The sequence below is a fragment of the Serratia sp. NCCP-200 genome (genome assembly GCF_059697885.1).
Map to the genome: position 1 here is coordinate 197935 of NZ_BAAKUJ010000006.1, position 19125 is coordinate 217059.

The following is a 19125-nucleotide window of genomic DNA, read 5'->3' on the forward strand; positions in this document are numbered from 1 at the left end:
TGTTGACACTATAAGTTATGACTTATAGAATTAATTATAAGTTGTAGCTTATAAAGGAGAGGGCTTTGTGGACTGTTATTTTTACCTCGACATTTGATTCCTGGTTGCAAGAGCAGGAAGAAGGGATGCAGGAGAAGGTACTGGCTGACCTGATGAACCTGGAGACGTATGGGCCTCAACTGCCACGTCCTTACGCTGACACGGTAAAAGGTTCAAGATACAAGAATATGAAAGAGCTACGTGTTCAGTATTCGGGCCGCCCAATCCGTGCCTTTTTTGTTTTCGACCCCAAACGCCAAGCCATTGTGTTGTGCGCTGGTGATAAAAGTAATGATAAGCGGTTTTACGATACAATGATCCGAATAGCGGATGATGAATTTACGGCGTATTTAGCCATACAAGAGGTATCCAAATGAAAACGTTACGTGATGCAGTCGCTGCCCGTTCTCTTGAGAGCCAAGCCCGGATCAAGGCAATGGCCGACGAAATTATGTTAGAAACAGGTTTGCAACTGATGCGTGATGAGCTGCAACTGTCACAGAAAAGCCTGGCCGAAGCTATGGGCGTAAGCCAATCCGCAGTTGCACAAATAGAGCAGCGTGGTAATGACGTAAAGTTAGCGACGCTAAAACGCTATATTGAAGCTATGGGGGGGAAGTTGAGTCTGACTGTAGAGATGCCGGAAGGCGGTGGGCGAGTCTTCCATATCTGATCGAAGGTGATTTGGTCCTGCGCTAGATCTCATTAACCGGAGAGTGCAAAAATTCCCCAATCAACTCAAAACGGGGCGCAGCATGCCGCGCCCCTATATTTTGAGCCCGGTGATGGAATGTCTGCAGTTTCAGTTTATAACCGCAAAACTCCCCTCACCAGTTACTGTGGATAAGGCACCCAATCCCCGCCATTAAGGCGAATATACGCCTTGCCCTGATACTGCATCACGATGGCATTGTCATTCTCAGAGATCACCGCAGTCTGCGGCAGGTTCTGCGTCAGCACTTGCCAGTCGACGCTTGGCGCAGTAAACACCTTGCCGTCTACCAACCGCGAGACCAGCTCAGACAACGCCAGATAGCTGCTCGGCGTTTTAATTTCCACCGGGCTGCCCTGATGCGGGGCCTGCATACCAATCAGTTTGATACCAACCGGCGTATGGGTAATGTTCAGGTTTGGGATATCCCGTAGGCCGGACATCTGCATTTTGTCGCCCGTCAGCGCCGCACCGTGCTCCGGTACGATCACCACCATCACCTTACGCCCGGATTTCTGTAGCTCATCAAGGAAGGTATTCAACTGATCGAAGAGTTGCTGCGCTCGGGGCTGGTAATCGGCGGTCTGTTTACCCCCGACAAAGCGGTTGCCGTCATGCAGCGGGATCAGGTTGACGAAGGTGGCGGTGCGGGCATCGCCGCCCTTTTTCTGCTGATCGAGCCAGCGGTTGAGCAGTTGCAGATCGTTATAGATCGGTTCACCGTCGAATGAGGCCAGTTGATTACCGATCCCGGCCTGTGACATCAGCGGAGCCTGCATATCACCTTGCTCACGCAGTTCTTTCAGGAAGTTACCAAATACGCCGGAGTGATCGAGCATCAGCTGTTGTTTAAAGCCCAGCTTGGCCAGGTTATCAAACAGATAGCACTGCTGATTGGCGGGCTGATACAGATCGTGATGCGAAGGCTGGCCGCAGCTGGCGCGTAACAGGCGGATGGCCGCTGGGCCGCTGTACGCGGTGGCCGAGTTAAAGTTGGTGAACATAATGTCCATCTTGGCCCACAGCGGATGGTTGCGCAGATTGACGGCGTCAAGATCGGCCCAGGCCAGCGAACAGATGTTGATGATCAGCACGTCAAACGGCTGGGCATCGGCGGGTAAGGTGGCCGGGAAAGTGGTCGCTCGAGCTTTTTCCTGCTGGTAGAACTGTTCCAGGTAGGCCGTGAGGTTGGCATTGGTCGGCGGGCCATTGGCCGCAGGCAGATTGCCGCCTGGTGTCGTTGCCGTGGCCGGTGTTGACGGGGTATCCGTCACCGCTGCGGTGTTGGTGGCAGGCAGCAAGGAGACCGCCGGGCCAGCAATATTGACCACGTTCAACCACACCAGTGCTGCCACGGTAAACACCGTGATGCGTATCCATTGGGCCAGGAACAGGTAGGCAATCAGCAGCACGAAGGCGGCGCCAATCATCTGCCAGTTGATGAAGCGGTTAGTGAGCTCCAGCAGGTAATCCGCGCTGAAACCGGTGAGCTGCGAGCCCTGGCTAAGGATGCTGTTAATCCCCGGTAGCCAGGTATCGTGGTAAAACAAACCGATACCGATAGGAATGGCGATCAGGTGACGCCAGCGGTGCCAGCGCGGCGACGGGATTGGCATCAGTAAAAAGGCCATAAACACCAGGTTGGGCAGCGCATGGAAGTTCAGATAACCGAACCACAGCAGGCCGAACTTGGCCAGGAAATAGAAGTTCCAGCCGCCAAGACCGCGCCAGTATCGCCATAATGTATTGTCAGGCTGCGTTTTTTTATCGTCACTCATGGTTATTTTTTACGCTTGATTTGAGAGGTGGAACCTGTGCGCACCCATAGCCCTGCCGACTTTAAATAGCGCGGTGATAACAACAAATTCTGCCAAGATCGCTGCCAGTTGGGGAAACGGCGATGCAGCAGGTATCCTGTAGGGATAAACACTATGGCGCACAGGATCACCAGTTGCACGATATCGTCGAGTGTGTTCATGGCTGTTCCTCCTGCCCGAGGCTCATCAGAGTGAAGGGAATGGGCTCCCGACGTTCGGTCTGGTGCTCCGTTTCTACGGCGTGGGTTGTGACAGCGGCAGATTGCAGCTTGCTGGCGGGGAGCGAAAACTCGATATGCTGCCGCAACAGCCTGATTTTATCGATAATATCCACATCTTGATGCCACACCACCCGATTACTGAACGCCTCACTCACTGGCAGGCGGAAGACGAATTTCAGTGCGGTATCCAGATCGTTAATCCGGCAGGTGGAAAGGAACAGGAACAGCCGATTCTGCGCCACGGTCATGATGTCCCCAAAACGCCGCAAATGGCACAGCGTCATCGACTGGCGGGCGCTCAACCCCGGTGCTGGGCGCAGGGCGACCATCACCCCTTTGCCATCCTCCGGCAACAGGGTATTTTCCATCAGCGAAGTCACCGCCCGGTTGAAATCCTCCAGCGGCAGGTAGCCTTTCAGTTGCAGTGGCCGCAGCCCGGCGAGCAGGTTATCGATATCCGCCGGAATATGGCGCGATAGCCGCTGGCCCTGGATACCTTCCAGCATGGTCAAAAAGCTGGAGAGCGGTGCCACGTGGGGCACGATCAGATTGGCACCGCAGGCCAGCAGCAGGCGTTCGTCGCTGTAGCGCAGGCTGGCGCTCATCTCGCGTACCACAATCTTTAGCCCGTCGCCCCTGCTGCGGCGTAGGCTATGGATCTGATGGGCCAACTCGTCAATTTCGTCACTTTGATACAGGGCGAAGATCAGCGTGGCGGCGATGGTCAACATGCCACGCTGCATCAACTTGGTATTGTTCTCAAACAGTTGCCAACTGGCCGACAGCGGCGGGGCGCCCTCGAGAATGCGTTGTTCCGCCAGGCACAGGCTCTCGTCGTTGCGTTCCGGGATAGGGGAGGGTTGGTTGCTGTCGTCCGCCCCTTGCCAGCCTTCGGGGCCTTCGGTCAGGGTGAACAACTGATTGGCATTGATGCCGTTTGCCGTGCTCCACCAGTGCACCAGATACTGGGCACTGCCTTGCAGCCCCTGCAGGCTGGCCAAGCCGTTGAGAATGCGGTGCTCGGCGGCTAGCTGGCCTTTTAGTTTACTCACGCCACTGCCGTGGCTGAGTATCACCAGCGTGCACTGCCGCTGGTGTAACCATTGGCCGAGTTGAGCGGCCCAGTTGCGCAATTCATCGCTGGTAAAGGTTTGCCACAGGCTGGCGTGGGCCAACAGGATCAGTAAGCGGTTGCTGGGTTTTAGCTCACGCATCAGATCGTCGGCCAAATGCAGCAGCGCCGCCTTTTTTTCTGGCAGGCTATATAAAGGAAACTTTTTAATCGCAGGGGAAAGAGGCGTGGCCAATAAAGTATCTACCTGATTGCCGCTACAAATCAGTGCCAACTGGCTATTTTCTTCCTGTGCGGCGATGATCTGCCGGCAAAACAGGGCGGCATCGCTCTGGCGATCGATATTCACCCAGTAAAAACCTGGGGATTGCATAGCCGACAATTCTTGCCAAATCCGTCGGATACCTAATGAAAAAGAGTTCGCCATAGATTTATTCTACTTTTGTTGAAAGTGGCGTAGACCAAACCCGATCGGGTCACTTTAAAAGCGTAATGTCAGAGTTAGCATAGCAAATCTAGCCATTAGAGGGATATTATCCGTTAAGATTCATCTTATTGGCCCAATTTTTTCCGAACGTTGCTATAGTCATTTAACATTAGCCTATTTTATAAGGCGGCAAGATGAATAATGATGCGTTAAGAGGGCTTCGGGAGAAAGCACCAGAAGAACTTCAGGACGATCTGCAGGCCTTGAGCCGCGCTTTTTCGTTGCCCAAGTTAAACTACATTGATATTGCACGCCAGGAACGGCTAGCACAAATGATGGTCCGCTGGCCGCTGTTGGCGGAGCTGGCCAACAAGACGGGGAGTGCTTGAGTCATGCCGGTCATTGCACTGCAAGGGGTTCGTGGCGGTATTGGCACCACGTCAATCACTGCGGCGTTTGCCTGGGCGCTACAGCAGTTGGGCGAGTCGGTACTGGCGATTGACCTGTCACCGGACAACCTGCTGCGATTACACTTTAATATGCCCTTCGAACTGAACCGGGGCTGGGCTCGTGCAGAGCTGGATGGCATCGGTTGGCAACAAGGGGCAATGCGTTACTGCAAAAAACTCGATTTTCTGCCGTTTGGCCGGTTAAGCGCGGCCGAACGGGTAAAAGTACGGCAGCAACAGAGTGATACCCCGCAACGTTGGCATGATTTTCTGGCTCAGCTGCGTGCTTCTGGGCAGTATCGCTGGATCCTGCTGGATATCCCGGCGGGTGACGGTCCCCTGATTGAACAGCAGCTGGCGTTGGCCGACCAGGTTTTCCTGTTGCTTAACCCCGATGCCAATTGCCATGCGCGCTTGCATCAGCAACCGTTGCCTAAGGGCTGCCACCTGCTGATTAATCACTACTCCTCGGCCAGCCCGTTGCAACAAGATCTGCATCAGCTGTGGCTGCAAACGCTGGCAGGTCTGTTGCCGCTGGTGATCCATCGTGATGAAGCGCTGGCGGAAGCGATGGCGGTCAAGCAGCCCTTGGGAGAGTATCGGCCGGAAAGCCTGGCGGCCGACGAAGTGCTGACGCTGGCCAACTGGTGTCTGCTCAACCTGCAGGACGCCGAGGTATGAGCAGGGTATTGAGCCTGCTGCTGGTACCTCCCGTTCACCGGGCGGTGCAACAACGCTACCGCGCTTATCGCCATGCGGGGGCTCCGGCATTTACCGCTGGCCTCACGACCCTGATGGTGGCCATTGGCTGGCTGTTGCTGCGGTTTGAGTCCCCTAGTTGGCAAAAGGTGCAGGCAGGCCAAAGCTATTGGTTCCCCCATATTTCCCCCCATCGCCCACGCCCGGCAGACACGCTGCGTTATTTGTTGCAGGGTTTTTGGCTGCTGGTGACCCACAGCGGCCCGGCCCCGATGGGGCGCTCCTACTTTGCCGGCTGGCACCGTTTGCAACTGCGATATGCTAACTGGTTGCAGAGTTTACCGCAGCGCTTGCAGGGTGCCGGTATGGAGGAGCGTACGGTACAGCGCCTCAACCGGATGAATCACCGGGTACGGCAGGTGCTGTTTATTATTGCTGGCCTATTGGCCGGGCTGCTGGCTCTGCTGTGCATTTCTCAGCCCTTTGAACTGCCCGCCCAGTTTATTTTTGTGCTGCTGCTGTGGTGTATTGCCATGGTGGTGCGGCGTATTCCGGGCCGGTTACCCAGCCTGATGCTGATTGTGCTGTCGCTGACCGTTTCCTGCCGTTACTTATGGTGGCGCTATACCTCAACGCTAAACTGGGACGATCCGCTCAGCCTGACCTGCGGCCTGCTGTTGCTGGCGGCGGAAACCTATGCCTGGGTGGTGCTGGTGTTGGGCTACTTCCAAACCGTGTGGCCGTTGAACCGCCAGCCGGTGCCGATGCCTGCCGACAACAGCACCTGGCCGACCGTCGATCTGATGGTGCCCACCTACAACGAAGATCTGGGCGTGGTGAAACCCACCGTTTATGCGGCGCTGGGCATCGACTGGCCGAAAGATAAAATCAACATCTATATTCTCGATGACGGTAACCGGCCAGAGTTTAAAGCCTTTGCCGCAGAGGTTGGGGTGAAATATATCGCCCGGCCGACCCATGAACACGCCAAAGCGGGCAATATCAACAATGCGCTCAAGCACGCTAGCGGTGATTTTGTTGCCATCTTCGACTGCGATCACGTTCCCACGCGTTCTTTCCTGCAGTTGACCATGGGCTGGTTCTTTAAAGACAAGAAGCTGGCGATGCTGCAAACGCCGCACCACTTCTTCTCGCCCGATCCGTTTGAGCGCAACCTGGGGCGTTTTCGCCAGACACCGAACGAAGGCACCCTGTTCTACGGGCTGGTGCAGGACGGCAATGATATGTGGGATGCTACTTTCTTCTGCGGCTCCTGCGCCATCTTGCGCCGGACGGCATTAGATGAGATCGGCGGCATCGCGGTGGAAACGGTGACCGAAGATGCCCATACCTCGCTACGTCTGCACCGCCTTGGCCACACCTCGGCCTATATCCGTATTCCGCAGGCCGCCGGGTTGGCAACGGAAAGCCTGTCTGCCCATATCGGCCAACGTATTCGTTGGGCGCGCGGCATGGTGCAGATCTTCCGGTTGGATAATCCGTTACTGGGCAAAGGGCTGAAGTTTGCCCAGCGCCTGTGCTATGCCAACGCCATGCTGCACTTCCTGTCCGGTATTCCGCGGTTGATCTTCCTGACCGCGCCGCTGGCGTTTTTGTTGCTGCATGCTTACATCATCTTCGCGCCAGCCTTGGCGATTGCGTTGTATGTGCTGCCCCACATGATCCACGCCAGCCTGACCAACTCACGTATTCAGGGTAAATACCGCCACTCCTTCTGGAGTGAAATCTACGAAACCGTGCTGGCCTGGTATATCGCCCGGCCGACCACAGTGGCCTTGTTCAACCCGCATAAAGGCAAGTTCAACGTCACCGCCAAAGGCGGGCTGGTTACGCAAGAGCACGTTGATTGGGTGATCACCCGGCCTTACCTGCTGTTGGTGACACTCAATCTGGCAGGCCTGGGTTTTGGCGTGTGGCGCTTTTTCTACGGCCCGACGGACGAGATGATGACGGTGGTGATCAGCCTGATTTGGGTGATCTACAACATGACCATCCTCGGAGGAGCGGTGGCCGTGGCGGTGGAGGCCAGGCAGGTACGGCAGTCGCATCGCGTGGAGATCGCCATGCCTGCGGCGGTAGCCCGGGCTGATGGACATCTGTTCCCCTGTACGTTGCGTGATTACTCCGACGGTGGTGTGGGTATCGAAATGCGCGTACCGGATCAGTTGCAAGAGCATGACCAGATTGCGCTGCTGCTTAAACGTGGCCAGCAGGAGTTCAGCTTCCCTTGCGTGGTGACTCGATCCCATGGCCGCTCGGTGGGGGTCCGCTTGGTCGAACTCTCGACCCGCCAACATATCGAATTTATTCAATGCACCTTTGCCCGGGCGGATACCTGGGCACTGTGGCAAGACGGATTCCCGGAAGACCGGCCGGTGGAAAGCCTGCGGGACGTACTGATGCTAGGTTTTCACGGCTACCGGCGCATGGCGGACTATGCGCCGCCAACGATGCGCAAGATCCTGGTCGGCCTGACCTCGCTGGCTACCTGGATCCTGTCATTTATTCCGCATGGCGTAGGAAGAGGCCGCGCTCCAACGGCCCCAGAGACGGTGGCATAGGCTGTGTGTCGCAACCGCCCGTTCGCATGCCCTGCGAACTGGCCCAAAAGATGATGATACGATGACGAGAAAAATAAACTGGTTTACCGCGCTGGCCTTAGGCATCAGTAGCTTATCTCAGGCGGAAACGGCCCCCACTCCAGCGGCAGGCGCGACTCCGCCTGCGAGCACCGTGGCCGAAGTCCCGGTCACCGTACCTATGGGAGCGGCGGTGCCGCAAGCATCCGATGCGCCGGTGCGTGATGTAAAACTGCCGTTTACCGAGGTGGCTCCACCGCCTGGCACCTTTATCCTGCGTGGCACTCGCCCTGAAGGCCAGATCGAGTTTGGCGTGCGCAGTGACGAAGTGGTTTCGCAGGCGCTGCTGGATCTGGAGTTTACCCCTTCACCGTCGCTGATCCCGGTGGAGTCGCACGTCAAGATCTACCTCAACGATGAGTTGATGGGCGTCACCACCATCACCAAGGAGCAGTTGGGTAAGCCTAATCGTGTCCAGTTGCCGATCGATCCGCGCTATATCACCGATTTTAACCGCATTCGCCTGGTGTTTGTCGGCCATTACCAGAACATCTGTGAGAACCCGGCCAACAGTACGCTGTGGCTGGACGTCAGCAAATCCAGTTCGCTGAGCCTGCGTTACCAGACGCTGCCGGTGAAAAATGAGCTTTCCCACTTCCCGGAACCCTTCTTTGACAGCCGCGACGATCGGCCATTAACGCTGCCGATGGTGTTTGCCGGGCAGCCGGACCTGGAACAACAACGGGCAGCGGGGATCCTGGCTTCCTGGTTCGGCACTCAGGCGCAGTGGCGTGGTCAGTCCTTCCCGACGCTGTTTAACCGCTTGCCGAGCCAGCATGCCATCGTGTTTGCCACCAACAAACAGCGCCCGGACTTCCTGAAGGATTATCCGGCGGTCAACGGGCCGACGGTGGAGATGATCAGCCATCCGGATAACCCCTATGTGAAGCTGTTGTTGGTACAGGGCCGTGATGATAACGACCTGATCACGGCGGTGAAGGGCATCGCGCAGGGTAATATCCTGTTCCGTGGCCAGAATCTGAGCGTGGATAAGGTTGAGCAGTTGGCCGTCCGTCAGCCGTACGATGCGCCAAACTGGGTGCGCACCGATCGGGCAATGAAGTTCAGTGAACTGCAGCAATATGCCGAGCAGTTACAGACAAACGGCGTCGAACCTGGGCCGATCTCACTGTCGATGAATCTGCCACCGGATCTTTTCCTGATCCACAGCACCGGCATCGATATGCAGCTGAAATACCGCTACACCTCGCCGCGTATTGAGGATGGTTCCCGCCTGAGCATCAGCCTGAACAATCAGTTTGTGCAGTCCTATGCCCTGGTGCCAGAGCATGAGAAGGGCGCACAGCTGTTACGCCTGCCGCTGGCTCAGGGATTGCTCGATTCCGACAAGGCGGTCAATATTCCGGCGTTGAAGTTGGGGGCGACCAACCAGCTGCGCTTTGACTTCGACTACACCACGCTGCTGGCCAGCGGTGCCGAAGGGCGTTGCGAAACCTATTCTTTGGTACCGAACCATGCTGTGATCGACGGCAATTCCACCATTGATTTCTCCGGCTATCGCCACTTTATCACCATGCCCGATCTGCGCGCTTTCGCCAACGCTGGTTTCCCTTTCAGCCGCCTGGCAGATCTGTCGCAAACGCTGGTGCTGGTGAACAAACAGCCGCAACCCGCTCAAGTGAGCGCCTTGCTCAACGCCATGGGTAACATGGGGGCGCAAACCGGCTATCCGGCGCTGGCTTTCTCGCTGTCCGATGACTGGTCACAGGCCAAGGATAAGGACGCGGATATCCTGCTGATCGGCACCATTCCACCTGAGCTGCGTGATGACAAGAAAATCAACTTACTGGTAGAAGCGACGCTGAGTTGGGTGAGAATGCCGATGCGCCAACTGCCGCTGCCGAGTATGGATGTGCAGCAGGATGACGCTACGCCAGACAGCAAAACCACCATCAGCTCGGAAGGGGCGATGGCGGCGGTGGTCGGTGTGCAGTCCCCGTTCCACGATCAGCGCAGCATTGTGGCCCTGCTGGCGGACAGCCCGCGGGGTTATGAACTGTTGAATAACGCGCAGCTAGACAGCGGCAAGCGTGCGGCGATGTTTGGTTCGGTGGCGGTGATCCGTGAGTCCGGCGTCGATAGCTTGCGTGTGGGAGATGTTTACTACGTTGGCCATCTGCCATGGTGGGAACGTATCTGGTATGCGCTGTCGACGCATCCGCTGCTGCTGGGGGCGATAGCCGCGCTGGTGGTGGTGATGGTGGCCCTGTTGCTGCGGCGTGGTCTGAAGACCTTTAGCCGTCGTCGTCTGTCACCGGAAGATCGGGATTAATTGCCATGATGGGGAACTGCCTGCACTGCCTGCACCGCCTGCTGCCTGGCCTGATGCTGCTGTGTGCGTTCAGCACGGCGGCAAGCTGTGATTGGCCTGCCTGGCAGCAATATCAACAGTTTTATCTCAGCGAGGAAGGGCGGGTGATCGATCCCAGCAGCCCGAAGCGCATCACCACGTCCGAAGGGCAGAGCTATGGGATGTTCTTCGCGCTGGTGGCCAACGATCGGCCTGCTTTCGATAAGCTGTTGGCGTGGACGGAGAACAATCTCGCCTCTGGTGACCTGAGCGCACATCTGCCGGCCTGGCTGTGGGGGCTGGACGATAACAAAGCCTGGAAGGTGCTGGACAGCAACTCGGCTGCCGATGCGGATCTGTGGATCGCTTACAACCTGCTGGAGGCGGGGCGGCTGTGGCAAAGCCGCCGCTATCAAACATTGGGCACGCTGTTGTTACAACGGATTGGCCGTGAAGAGGTGGCGAATATCCCCGGTTTGGGGCTGATGCTGCTGCCGGGCAAGATGGGTTTTGTGGCCGAGGATCGCTGGCGCCTGAACCCCAGCTATTTACCGCCGCAGTTGCTGGCCCGCTTTGCCCAATTGAACGGGCCGTGGCGAGCGATGCAGAAAACCAGCCAGCGGTTGCTGCTGGAAACGGCTCCGCAAGGATTTTCACCAGACTGGGCCGAGTGGCAATCGGGTAAAGGCTGGCAGCCCGATCCCGTCAAACCCAATATCGGCAGCTATGACGCCATTCGCGTCTATCTCTGGGCTGGGATGTTGGCGGACGACGATCCCCATAAAGCGGCGCTGGTGAAGCAGTTCCAACCGATGGTGCGCCTTACCGCCCAGCTTGGTGCAGTGCCGGAGAAAGTCGATACCGCCAGCGGAAAAGCCAACGGTACTGGCCCGGTAGGCTTCTCCGCCGCGATGTTGCCGTTATTGGCCGCACAGCCCGATGCCCTGGCGGTGCAACGCCAACGTATTCAGGATAACCCTCTGGGTAATGATGCCTATTTCAGCGCCTCTTTGCTGTTGTTCGGCCAGGGATGGGATCAGCAACGCTATCGTTTCAATCGTCAGGGTGAACTTCAACCCGCCTGGGGTAGCCAATGCGCAACTTCACACTAGGCTGGCTAAGCCTGTTTCCTTTAAGCCTGGCTCTGTTGCCGCAGGCGCAGAGTGCCGAGAGCGTTGCCCCAGAGCGATGGCTGCTTGAGCAGGTACGCATCGGCGAAGCCAGCAACAAAGATGAGCTGGTACGTCAATCGCTGTATCGCCTTGAGCTGATGGACCCGAATAATCCGGACGTGATAGCGGCGCGTATGCGCCTGGCTCTGCGGCAGGGTAATCAGGTCTTGGCGCAGCAACAGCTGGATAAGCTGAAGGGGGTGGCACCGCAATCGCCGGTGTTCCGCCAGGCAGAAATGAACATGCTACTGACCCAGCCGGAAACCCGCCAGAAGCTGCAACAGGCACGCCTGATGGCGGCCGCAGGGCGCTTGCCGGAGGCAAAAGCTCAGTACGATGAGCTGTTCCACGGCAATCTGCCAACGCTCGATCTGGCGGTGGAGTATTGGCGTCTGGTGGCCAGGCTACCCGGCCAGGAATTAGCAGCGACAAAGCAACTACAGGCGCTGGATCGGCAATATCCCGGCAACATCACGCTGCGCATGGCGCTGGCGCGGATGCTGTTCAGCCAGGATCGCGACGCTCAGGCCTATGAACTGTTACAGCAAGTGGCGGCCGATCCCGCAGGCCGCGGTTCTGCTGCGGATTTGTGGTTGGAACAGGTCAAAGCGTTGCCGGTCAGCCCGCAGAGCGTGGCGGCGTTGAACCGCTTCCTCGGCGTGTTTGAAAGCGGTGAGCAGGCGCTTGGCGCGCAACAGGAACTGGCGCGCCAGCGGACGCTGTTGGCCGATCCGGCCTATCGCGCACGCATGACCGGGCTGGCGCAGGTAAATAAAGGCGGCAGCCTTGCGGCAATCCCGGAACTGAAAAAAGCGTTATCGAGTGCGCCCAATGATGCCGAAGTGCTTGGCGCGCTTGGCCTGGCCTATTCCCGCGCAGGTAACAGGCAGCAGGCGTTGAGCCTGTTCCAGCAGGCGCAGAAGGCAGACAAGGATAACTATGACAGCAGCAAATGGCAGAGTCTGATCAAAACTACCCGTTACTGGCTGGCGATCGATGCGGGCGACAAGGCGTTAAAGGCCAATAACCTGCCGTTGGCACAGCAACAATATCAGCAGGCACGGCTGATTGATAACAGCGACAGCGATGCGTTGATCGGTCTGGGCGACGTTGCCGTCGCCCGTAAGGATGATGTTGCCGCCGAGCGCTATTATCAGCAGGCTCTGAGCCTGGATCCGGGCAGCGGTAGCGCGGTGCGGGGCTTGGTGAATATCTACCAGCGGCAGTCGCCACAAAAAGCGCTGGCCTACCTTAATGGTCTACCTCGCGGGCAGCAGAACAAGCTGCGCAGCACCCTCGACGGGCTGCAATTGGATATGCTCAAACAGCAGGCCGACGAACTGGCCCAGCGACAGCAGTGGCCAGAGGCGGCGGAAAAGTACCGGCAGGCGCACCAGAAGGATCCTGATGACGTCTGGCTGACTTATCACTATGCGCAAACTCTGCGTCAGGCCGGGCAACCGCAGCAGGCCGACGTGCTGATGCGTCAACTGGCCGCGAAGAAGTCCGGCGATCCGCAGCAGGTTTACGCTTATGCGCTGTACCTGGCTGGCAGCGATCGTGATAACCAGGCGTTGGCCCAGTTGAATACCTTGCCCAAAGCGCAGTGGAACGACGGGATGCGTGAGATGGCCCAGCGTTTGCAGATGCAGGCCACGCTCGATCATGCTGAACGGCTCCGAACTGCTGGTGATGAACCCGCAGCAATCGCCTATCTGCGCCAGCAGCCCCCGGCAACGCGCATCGACATGACCTTGGCTGACTGGGCGCTGGAGCGGGGAGAGTATGACGCGGCGCTGGCGGATTATCAGCGGGTGCGTGCACGTGAGCCGAATAATCCGGATGCGCGTTTGGGGGAGATTGAAGCCTATGTGGCTCAAGGTCAGCTGAGCGAGGCCCGCCAACGGCTGCAAACGGCATCGGCGCAACCGGACGAGTCGATCAATGGCCAGCGCCGTGTTGCCAATGCCTGGACGGCGGTGGGTGAGCCGCAGAAAGCGACCGATATCTTCAAACGGTTAAAAGTGGCTGCCCAGCAAGAGCCGCCGGGACAGGCCAAAGCCTTGGTGTATCGTGATGCTGCAAGGCTGGAGCAAACACTGCTGCAACCGCAACCGGCGCAGCAGGATTATCGCCAGGCGATGGTGGCCAGCGGCATTGCGCCAACGGTACCCGAGGATAATGACGGTTATACCCGTCTGACCCGCAATAACGCGACGGATGACTGGCTAAAACGCGGCATTCGCTCCGATGCCGCCGATCTTTATCGCCAACAGGACGTCAGGGTCACGCTCGATCACGACTACTGGCGTTCGAGCGGCACCGGTGGCATCTCGGATTATCAGGCACATGACACCATGTTGCAGGTGGATATGCCGCTGTATGACGGCCGGGCGTTCCTGCGTACCGACACCGTCCAACTGAACGCGGGCAGCTTCTCGACCGATAATAACGGCAAGTACTTCGAAACCTTTGGCACCTGTAACACGCAGGGGTGCAGCGGTAACGAACGGCAAAAAACCACCGGCACCAGCGTGGCGGCCGGTTGGGCCAACGACCATTGGCAAACCGATATCGGCGCCACCCCGATGGGATTTGAGGTGGTGGACTGGGTCGGCGGCGTGGCTTATAGCGGTGACTGGAACCATATCGGTTGGACGCTGGGCGCCTCGCGGCGGCCGATTACCAGCTCGCTGTTGGCCTTCGGCGGGACGCGCGATCCGAACACCGGGACTACCTGGGGCGGCGTGCGTGCTACCGGTATCAACCTGAGCGCCAGCTACGATCGCGGTGAAGCCAACGGCGTGTGGGCCGATCTCAGTGCTCATCAGCTTACCGGGCAGAATGTTGAGGATAACCAGCGCCAGCGATTGATGGCCGGTTATTACTATAAGGTGATAAACGAAGATAACCGCCGTGCCACCGTTGGGCTGAGCACCATGCTCTGGCACTATCAGAAGGACTTGAGCGGTTACTCTCTTGGGCAGGGGGGCTATTACAGCCCGCAGCAATATGTTTCGCTGGCGGTGCCGGTGAACTATCGCCAGCGCACGGAAAACTGGTCGTGGGAAGTGGGGGGCTCGGTGTCGATCTCGCACTCAAAAACCAAAGATGAAAAACGCTATCCTCTGCAAGGACTGATCCCAAGCTCCCTGCCAGACAGGGACGCAGTGGAAAGTGGTGGCTCCTCCTCTGGCGTGGGCTACACGCTGCGAGCTCTGATCGAACGCCGCCTCAGTTCCCATTGGACGCTGGGGGCCGGCATCGATATTCAACAGGCTAAAGACTATACCCCGAGCCATGCGTTGATTTATCTGCGTTACTCGCTCGCCGGTTGGCAGGGCGATCTCGATCTGCCACCGCAGCCGCTGACGCCGTACGCCGACTTCAAGTAACGTGAAATTGGTCGATTCGTGGTGTCGCCCACAGGGTAGTTTTGCTACCCTGTGACTATTCCGGCTAGGATAATACCGAAACCCGCGTTTTTCCTGCTGCCACCAAGCGGTTGGTAAGGAAAATACGTGGGGCAATCGAGTATACTCAAGCCGCTTTTCCAGCAAGCAATATTTCCCCTTACCCCAGTCCTACCTGGCAGGTACTGATACGGAGCTGCGGTCAGGCACAAGAGTTAGATTTTAGAGCATTCAATCCCTTCTCCCTGTGGGAGTGGGTTAGGGTGAGGGGGGCATAACTCTCTATCCGTCCTTATCAATCTAGGAGTGCAGGTTTTTGCGGGTCAGGCGTTCATTAACGATTAAGCAGATGGCGGCGGTGTCTGGTGTGGCACTGGTGACGATCTGTATCTTCATCGTGATCCAGTTATTCCACTTTGTGCATCAGCGCAGGGATGACTACGCTCAGCAACTGGAGAATGTGGCCCAGGCTGTGCGTCAACCTCTGGCAGAAGCCGTGCTGCGGATGGATGTGCCGGAAACCAAACGCGTGCTCAACTCTCTGCAACCGGTGGGGATCCTCACCCGAGCGGATATCGTCCTGCCTAACGAGTTTCAGGCGCTGCATGCCAATTTCCCGCCGGAACGCCCGGTCCCTGCGCTAGTGGCGCGTATCTTTGAGCTGCCGGTACAGATTTCGGTGCCGCTCTATTCGCTTGAGCGGGTGCCTGCCAATCCTCAGCCGCTGGCCTATCTGGTGTTGCAGGCCGATTCGTACCGCATGTATCAGTTTATCCTCAGCACGCTATCGACCATGCTGTCGACCTATCTGCTGTTGGCGCTGATCCTGTCGATCGCCGTTAGCTGGTGCATGAACCGGCTGCTGGTGTATCCATTGCGAGCCATGGCGCGCGAACTGGAAAATGTCCCTCAGGAAGATCTCCCTTACCACCAACTGATGTTGCCAGCCCAACATCAGGACGATGAATTAGGCTTGCTGGTGCGCAATTACAACCGCAACCAGCAAACGCTGGCTAAGGCGCATACTGCCATGAGCCGCCTGAGCACCCATAACTCGATGACCGAATTACCCAATCCGGTGCTGTTTGCTGCGCTGCTTGAAGAGCATATTGCTGCCAGTATGCGGCCACCGCGCTTTAATCTGTTGGTTGTGGGGATCGAAACCCTGCATGAAGCCTCCGGCGCGCTGAATCCATCCATGCGTGAAGCGCTGTTGCTTACGCTGGCGAAAAAGCTGCGTCAGGTTATCGGCGTGGACTGCGTGCTGGCACAGCTGAGCAATGCCGAGTTTGCCATCCTGGCGAAAAATATTGAGCAGCCCATTCACGCCATGCAGTTGGCCAGAAAAGTGATGGCGGCCATCAATGCGCCGCTGAACCTGCAACAGAAGATGCCGCTGCGGCCAAGCGCCAGTATCGGCATTGCCCATTATCCCAATTCGGGGGAAAGCGCGGAGCAACTGCTGCGTAGTGCTACCTCGGCCATGATGTCGGCGCATCGTGAGGGTAAAAATCAGATCCTGTTCTTCGAGCCTTGCCTGACCGAAAAAACCCAAAAGCGTCTGACGCAGGAAAGCGAGATCCTGCAGGCCTTGGAACAACGCCAGTTTGCGCTATTCCTGCAACCGCAGTGGGATATGCAAACCAATCAGGTGACCGGCGCGGAAGCCCTGCTGCGTTGGCAACTGCCCGACGGGCAGATTATTCTTCCGGCGGATGTGATCCCGCTGGCGGAGGAGTTGGACGTGATCGTGCCACTGGGTAACTGGGTGCTGGAAGAGTCATGCCGTATTCTGGCCGCGTGGCAATCCCAGGGCATCACGTTGCCGTTGGCAGTAAATATTTCGCCGATCCAGCTGCAGCATAAAGACTTTGTGCCTCAGCTGAAACAGCTGCTGGACGAGCACCAGATCGACCCGCATAAGCTGCTGCTGGAAATCACCGAGACGGTGCGTATCCACGACCTTGATGGGGCGCTGGGATTGCTACGGGAATTGCATGATTTAGGCGTGTCGATCGCCTTGGATGATTTTGGCATGGGCTATGCCAGCCTGAATTACCTCAATCGTCTGAAATCCCTACCAATTGATCTGATTAAAATCGATAAAAGCTTTATTGATGGCCTGCCGGAGGACGATGCGATGGTGCGGATCGTCAGCTCGATTTCCGAGGTGCTTCATCTGCCGGTAATGGCGGAAGGGGTGGAAACCACGGCGCAGCGAGACTGGCTGTTACAACACGGCATTCGCACTGGCCAGGGCTTCCTGTTTGCCAAGCCCTTACCCCGCAAGGAGTTTGAAGCGCAGTTTGCCTCCGTTGCCAAAGCGTGACCTGACGCTGAGTTTTTCACCTCCCACCCGGTACTTTTCAGGCGGACGAGTCCGCTTTATTTCCCCAGCCAAAAAATAGTTTCTACCGCTACCTAATCTGAGTTAATGCAGAGGAAAGTTGACGTAACGCCGGAACTTGTACACTGACTGACGCGTTTCAGCTCTTAAATTCACACCAATAAGCCTGGATTTTTCCAACAAGTTATTTCCATGTTGTTATGGGGGTGTTATTTTCCGCGCAAGCGATAAACAGGACGGACGAGTGATTGCCCGCCTGCCGCGTTGTCTCCCCCCAAAGGATGTGCTAATGAAAACAACTATATTTAAGAGCCTCTATTTTCAGGTGTTAACAGCGATTACGCTGGGGATCCTGCTTGGCCATTTCTACCCTGACCTCGGTGCCCAGATGAAACCCCTGGGTGATGGATTTGTTAAATTAATCAAAATGATTATCGCTCCGGTGATCTTCTGTACCGTGGTGACCGGTATTGCGGGCATGGAGAGCATGAAGGCCGTGGGCCGTACCGGGGCGATAGCCCTGCTGTACTTTGAAATCGTCAGTACCATTGCGTTGCTGATCGGCCTGGTGATCGTGAACGTGGTGCAACCCGGTGCCGGGATGAACGTCGATCCGGGAACGCTGGATGCTAAAGCGGTGGCGGTCTATGCCGAGAAGGCTTCTGAGCAGGGCATCGTGCCTTTCCTGTTGGATATTATCCCGGGTAGCGTGGTAGGTGCCTTTGCCAGCGGCAACATCTTGCAGGTGCTGCTGTTTGCGGTGCTGTTCGGTTTTGCTCTGCATCGCCTGGGTGAGAAAGGCCAGGTGATCTTTAACGTCATCGATAGCTTCTCTCGTGTCATTTTCGGCATCATCAATATGATCATGCGCCTGGCGCCGCTGGGGGCCTTTGGTGCCATGGCGTTCACTATCGGTAAGTACGGTGTGGGTACCCTGTTGCAACTGGGCCAGCTGATTGTCTGCTTCTATGTCACCTGCGTGCTGTTTGTGGTGGTAGTGCTGGGCTCGATTGCCCGTTACAACGGCTTCAATATCTTCAAATTTATTCGCTATATCAAAGAAGAACTGCTGATCGTATTGGGTACTTCGTCTTCCGAATCGGTGCTGCCACGCATGCTCGATAAAATGGAGAATCTGGGGTGCAAGAAATCGGTGGTGGGCCTGGTGATCCCGACGGGCTACTCGTTCAACCTTGACGGCACTTCGATCTACCTGACGATGGCGGCGGTGTTTATCGCCCAGGCAACCAACACCCATATGGACATCATGCATCAGGTGACCTTGTTGGTGGTGTTGCTGCTCTCCTCGAAAGGGGCTGCAGGGGTGACTGGCAGTGGCTTTATCGTACTGGCAGCGACCATTTCGGCAGTAGGGCATTTACCGTTGGCCGGTCTGGCGCTGATCCTCGGTATCGACCGCTTTATGTCCGAAGCCCGCGCCTTGACCAACCTGGTTGGTAACGGTGTGGCGACGGTAGTGGTGGCCAAATGGTGTAACCAACTGGACGAGAAGCAGCTGCAAGACGTGCTGAATAACAGAACAGATGATAAGGTTGCTACTGACAAACAGCTGCCTTCTGCCTAAGTTTTTTCCTGCCCTCGACATCGGCTGCCATGGCAGCCGATGTCATTTCCCCTTGCTTCTTGTTCATTTTTTCTCCATAACACCCTACAGCTATTATTTTTCACTGTGATGAGTGACATCCGCCAAGGCGCGCGGTCTAACAGAATGGTACACTTTGCGCTTTCCGCCCTACGGTGAAACTCAGGGTGTGATCGTTGCTGT

Annotated in this window: 13 protein-coding genes; 10 read left to right on the plus strand and 3 right to left on the minus strand. The window is 56.9% G+C overall.

Features of this window, described 5'->3' with window-relative positions; translation table 11 throughout:
* The first annotated feature begins 65 nt into the window (after positions 1-65).
* Both AC6HVW_RS19605 and AC6HVW_RS19610 read left to right on the plus strand, forming a co-directional pair.
* Positions 66-416: a type II toxin-antitoxin system RelE/ParE family toxin gene (locus tag AC6HVW_RS19605; protein ID WP_071681705.1), complete on the plus strand. Its 351-nt coding sequence runs from the start codon at positions 66-68 to the stop codon at positions 414-416.
* Complete coding sequence (locus AC6HVW_RS19610) at positions 413-712, plus strand: helix-turn-helix domain-containing protein (protein ID WP_071681707.1); 300 nt, start codon at positions 413-415, stop codon at positions 710-712. Before AC6HVW_RS19605 ends, AC6HVW_RS19610 begins: the two co-directional genes overlap by 4 nt.
* Before the next feature lie 161 nt (positions 713-873).
* Here AC6HVW_RS19610 and bcsG read toward each other — a convergent pair whose 3' ends face one another.
* From bcsG to bcsE, 3 genes are read right to left on the minus strand one after another with little or no spacing between them, the layout of a single operon-like run.
* Positions 874-2529 (minus strand): cellulose biosynthesis protein BcsG, encoded by a 1656-nt coding sequence (bcsG, locus tag AC6HVW_RS19615; protein ID WP_071681708.1) that lies wholly within the window; start codon positions 2527-2529, stop codon positions 874-876.
* A 2-nt stretch (positions 2530-2531) separates the two neighbouring features.
* Positions 2532-2729 (minus strand): cellulose biosynthesis protein BcsF, encoded by a 198-nt coding sequence (bcsF, locus tag AC6HVW_RS19620; RefSeq protein ID WP_071681710.1) that lies wholly within the window; start codon positions 2727-2729, stop codon positions 2532-2534.
* Positions 2726-4288, minus strand: a complete 1563-nt coding sequence (gene bcsE / locus AC6HVW_RS19625; RefSeq protein ID WP_071681712.1) for a cellulose biosynthesis protein BcsE — start codon at positions 4286-4288, stop codon at positions 2726-2728. The genes bcsF and bcsE overlap by 4 nt, the downstream gene beginning before the upstream one ends.
* 194 nt (positions 4289-4482) lie before the next feature.
* Between bcsE and bcsR the strand changes: the two genes are divergently transcribed.
* From bcsR to AC6HVW_RS19665, 8 genes are all read left to right on the plus strand, one after another.
* Entirely contained in the window at positions 4483-4677 is a 195-nt protein-coding gene (gene bcsR, locus AC6HVW_RS19630; protein ID WP_071681714.1) for a cellulose biosynthesis protein BcsR, read from the plus strand.
* Between the two features lie 3 nt (positions 4678-4680).
* A complete protein-coding gene (gene bcsQ / locus AC6HVW_RS19635; protein ID WP_071681716.1) occupies positions 4681-5418 on the plus strand; it encodes a cellulose biosynthesis protein BcsQ in 738 nt (245 codons plus the stop codon).
* Positions 5415-8018, plus strand: coding sequence for a UDP-forming cellulose synthase catalytic subunit (bcsA, locus tag AC6HVW_RS19640; RefSeq protein WP_071681720.1), 2604 nt, complete (start codon positions 5415-5417; stop codon positions 8016-8018). The genes bcsQ and bcsA overlap by 4 nt, the downstream gene beginning before the upstream one ends.
* Before the next feature lie 61 nt (positions 8019-8079).
* Positions 8080-10389, plus strand: coding sequence for a cellulose biosynthesis cyclic di-GMP-binding regulatory protein BcsB (bcsB, locus tag AC6HVW_RS19645; RefSeq protein ID WP_071681722.1), 2310 nt, complete (start codon positions 8080-8082; stop codon positions 10387-10389).
* Between the two features lie 8 nt (positions 10390-10397).
* Positions 10398-11519 (plus strand): cellulose synthase complex periplasmic endoglucanase BcsZ, encoded by a 1122-nt coding sequence (gene bcsZ / locus AC6HVW_RS19650; RefSeq protein WP_071681853.1) that lies wholly within the window; start codon positions 10398-10400, stop codon positions 11517-11519.
* Positions 11501-14974, plus strand: a complete 3474-nt coding sequence (gene bcsC, locus AC6HVW_RS19655; RefSeq protein WP_497569645.1) for a cellulose synthase complex outer membrane protein BcsC — start codon at positions 11501-11503, stop codon at positions 14972-14974. Before bcsZ ends, bcsC begins: the two co-directional genes overlap by 19 nt.
* Before the next feature lie 334 nt (positions 14975-15308).
* Complete coding sequence (gene hmsP / locus AC6HVW_RS19660) at positions 15309-17321, plus strand: biofilm formation regulator HmsP (protein ID WP_071681726.1); 2013 nt, start codon at positions 15309-15311, stop codon at positions 17319-17321.
* Positions 17322-17628: 307 nt separating this feature from the next.
* Positions 17629-18924, plus strand: a complete 1296-nt coding sequence (locus AC6HVW_RS19665; protein WP_071681727.1) for a dicarboxylate/amino acid:cation symporter — start codon at positions 17629-17631, stop codon at positions 18922-18924.
* The last annotated feature ends 201 nt before the right edge of the window (positions 18925-19125 follow it).

What these genes read in the sequence shown, in the direction of transcription:
- AC6HVW_RS19610 (WP_071681707.1), top strand. Translation starts at nt 413, where the DNA reads ATGAAAACGTTACGTGATGCAGTCGCTGCCCGTTCTCTTGAGAGCCAA.
- AC6HVW_RS19665 (WP_071681727.1), top strand. Translation starts at nt 17,629, where the DNA reads ATGAAAACAACTATATTTAAGAGCCTCTATTTTCAGGTGTTAACAGCG.
- bcsF (WP_071681710.1), bottom strand. Translation starts at nt 2,729, where the DNA reads ATGAACACACTCGACGATATCGTGCAACTGGTGATCCTGTGCGCCATA.
- bcsR (WP_071681714.1), top strand. Translation starts at nt 4,483, where the DNA reads ATGAATAATGATGCGTTAAGAGGGCTTCGGGAGAAAGCACCAGAAGAA.
- bcsE (WP_071681712.1), bottom strand. Translation starts at nt 4,288, where the DNA reads ATGGCGAACTCTTTTTCATTAGGTATCCGACGGATTTGGCAAGAATTG.
- bcsB (WP_071681722.1), top strand. Translation starts at nt 8,080, where the DNA reads ATGACGAGAAAAATAAACTGGTTTACCGCGCTGGCCTTAGGCATCAGT.
- bcsA (WP_071681720.1), top strand. Translation starts at nt 5,415, where the DNA reads ATGAGCAGGGTATTGAGCCTGCTGCTGGTACCTCCCGTTCACCGGGCG.
- bcsC (WP_497569645.1), top strand. Translation starts at nt 11,501, where the DNA reads ATGCGCAACTTCACACTAGGCTGGCTAAGCCTGTTTCCTTTAAGCCTG.
- bcsG (WP_071681708.1), bottom strand. Translation starts at nt 2,529, where the DNA reads ATGAGTGACGATAAAAAAACGCAGCCTGACAATACATTATGGCGATAC.
- bcsZ (WP_071681853.1), top strand. Translation starts at nt 10,398, where the DNA reads ATGGGGAACTGCCTGCACTGCCTGCACCGCCTGCTGCCTGGCCTGATG.
- bcsQ (WP_071681716.1), top strand. Translation starts at nt 4,681, where the DNA reads ATGCCGGTCATTGCACTGCAAGGGGTTCGTGGCGGTATTGGCACCACG.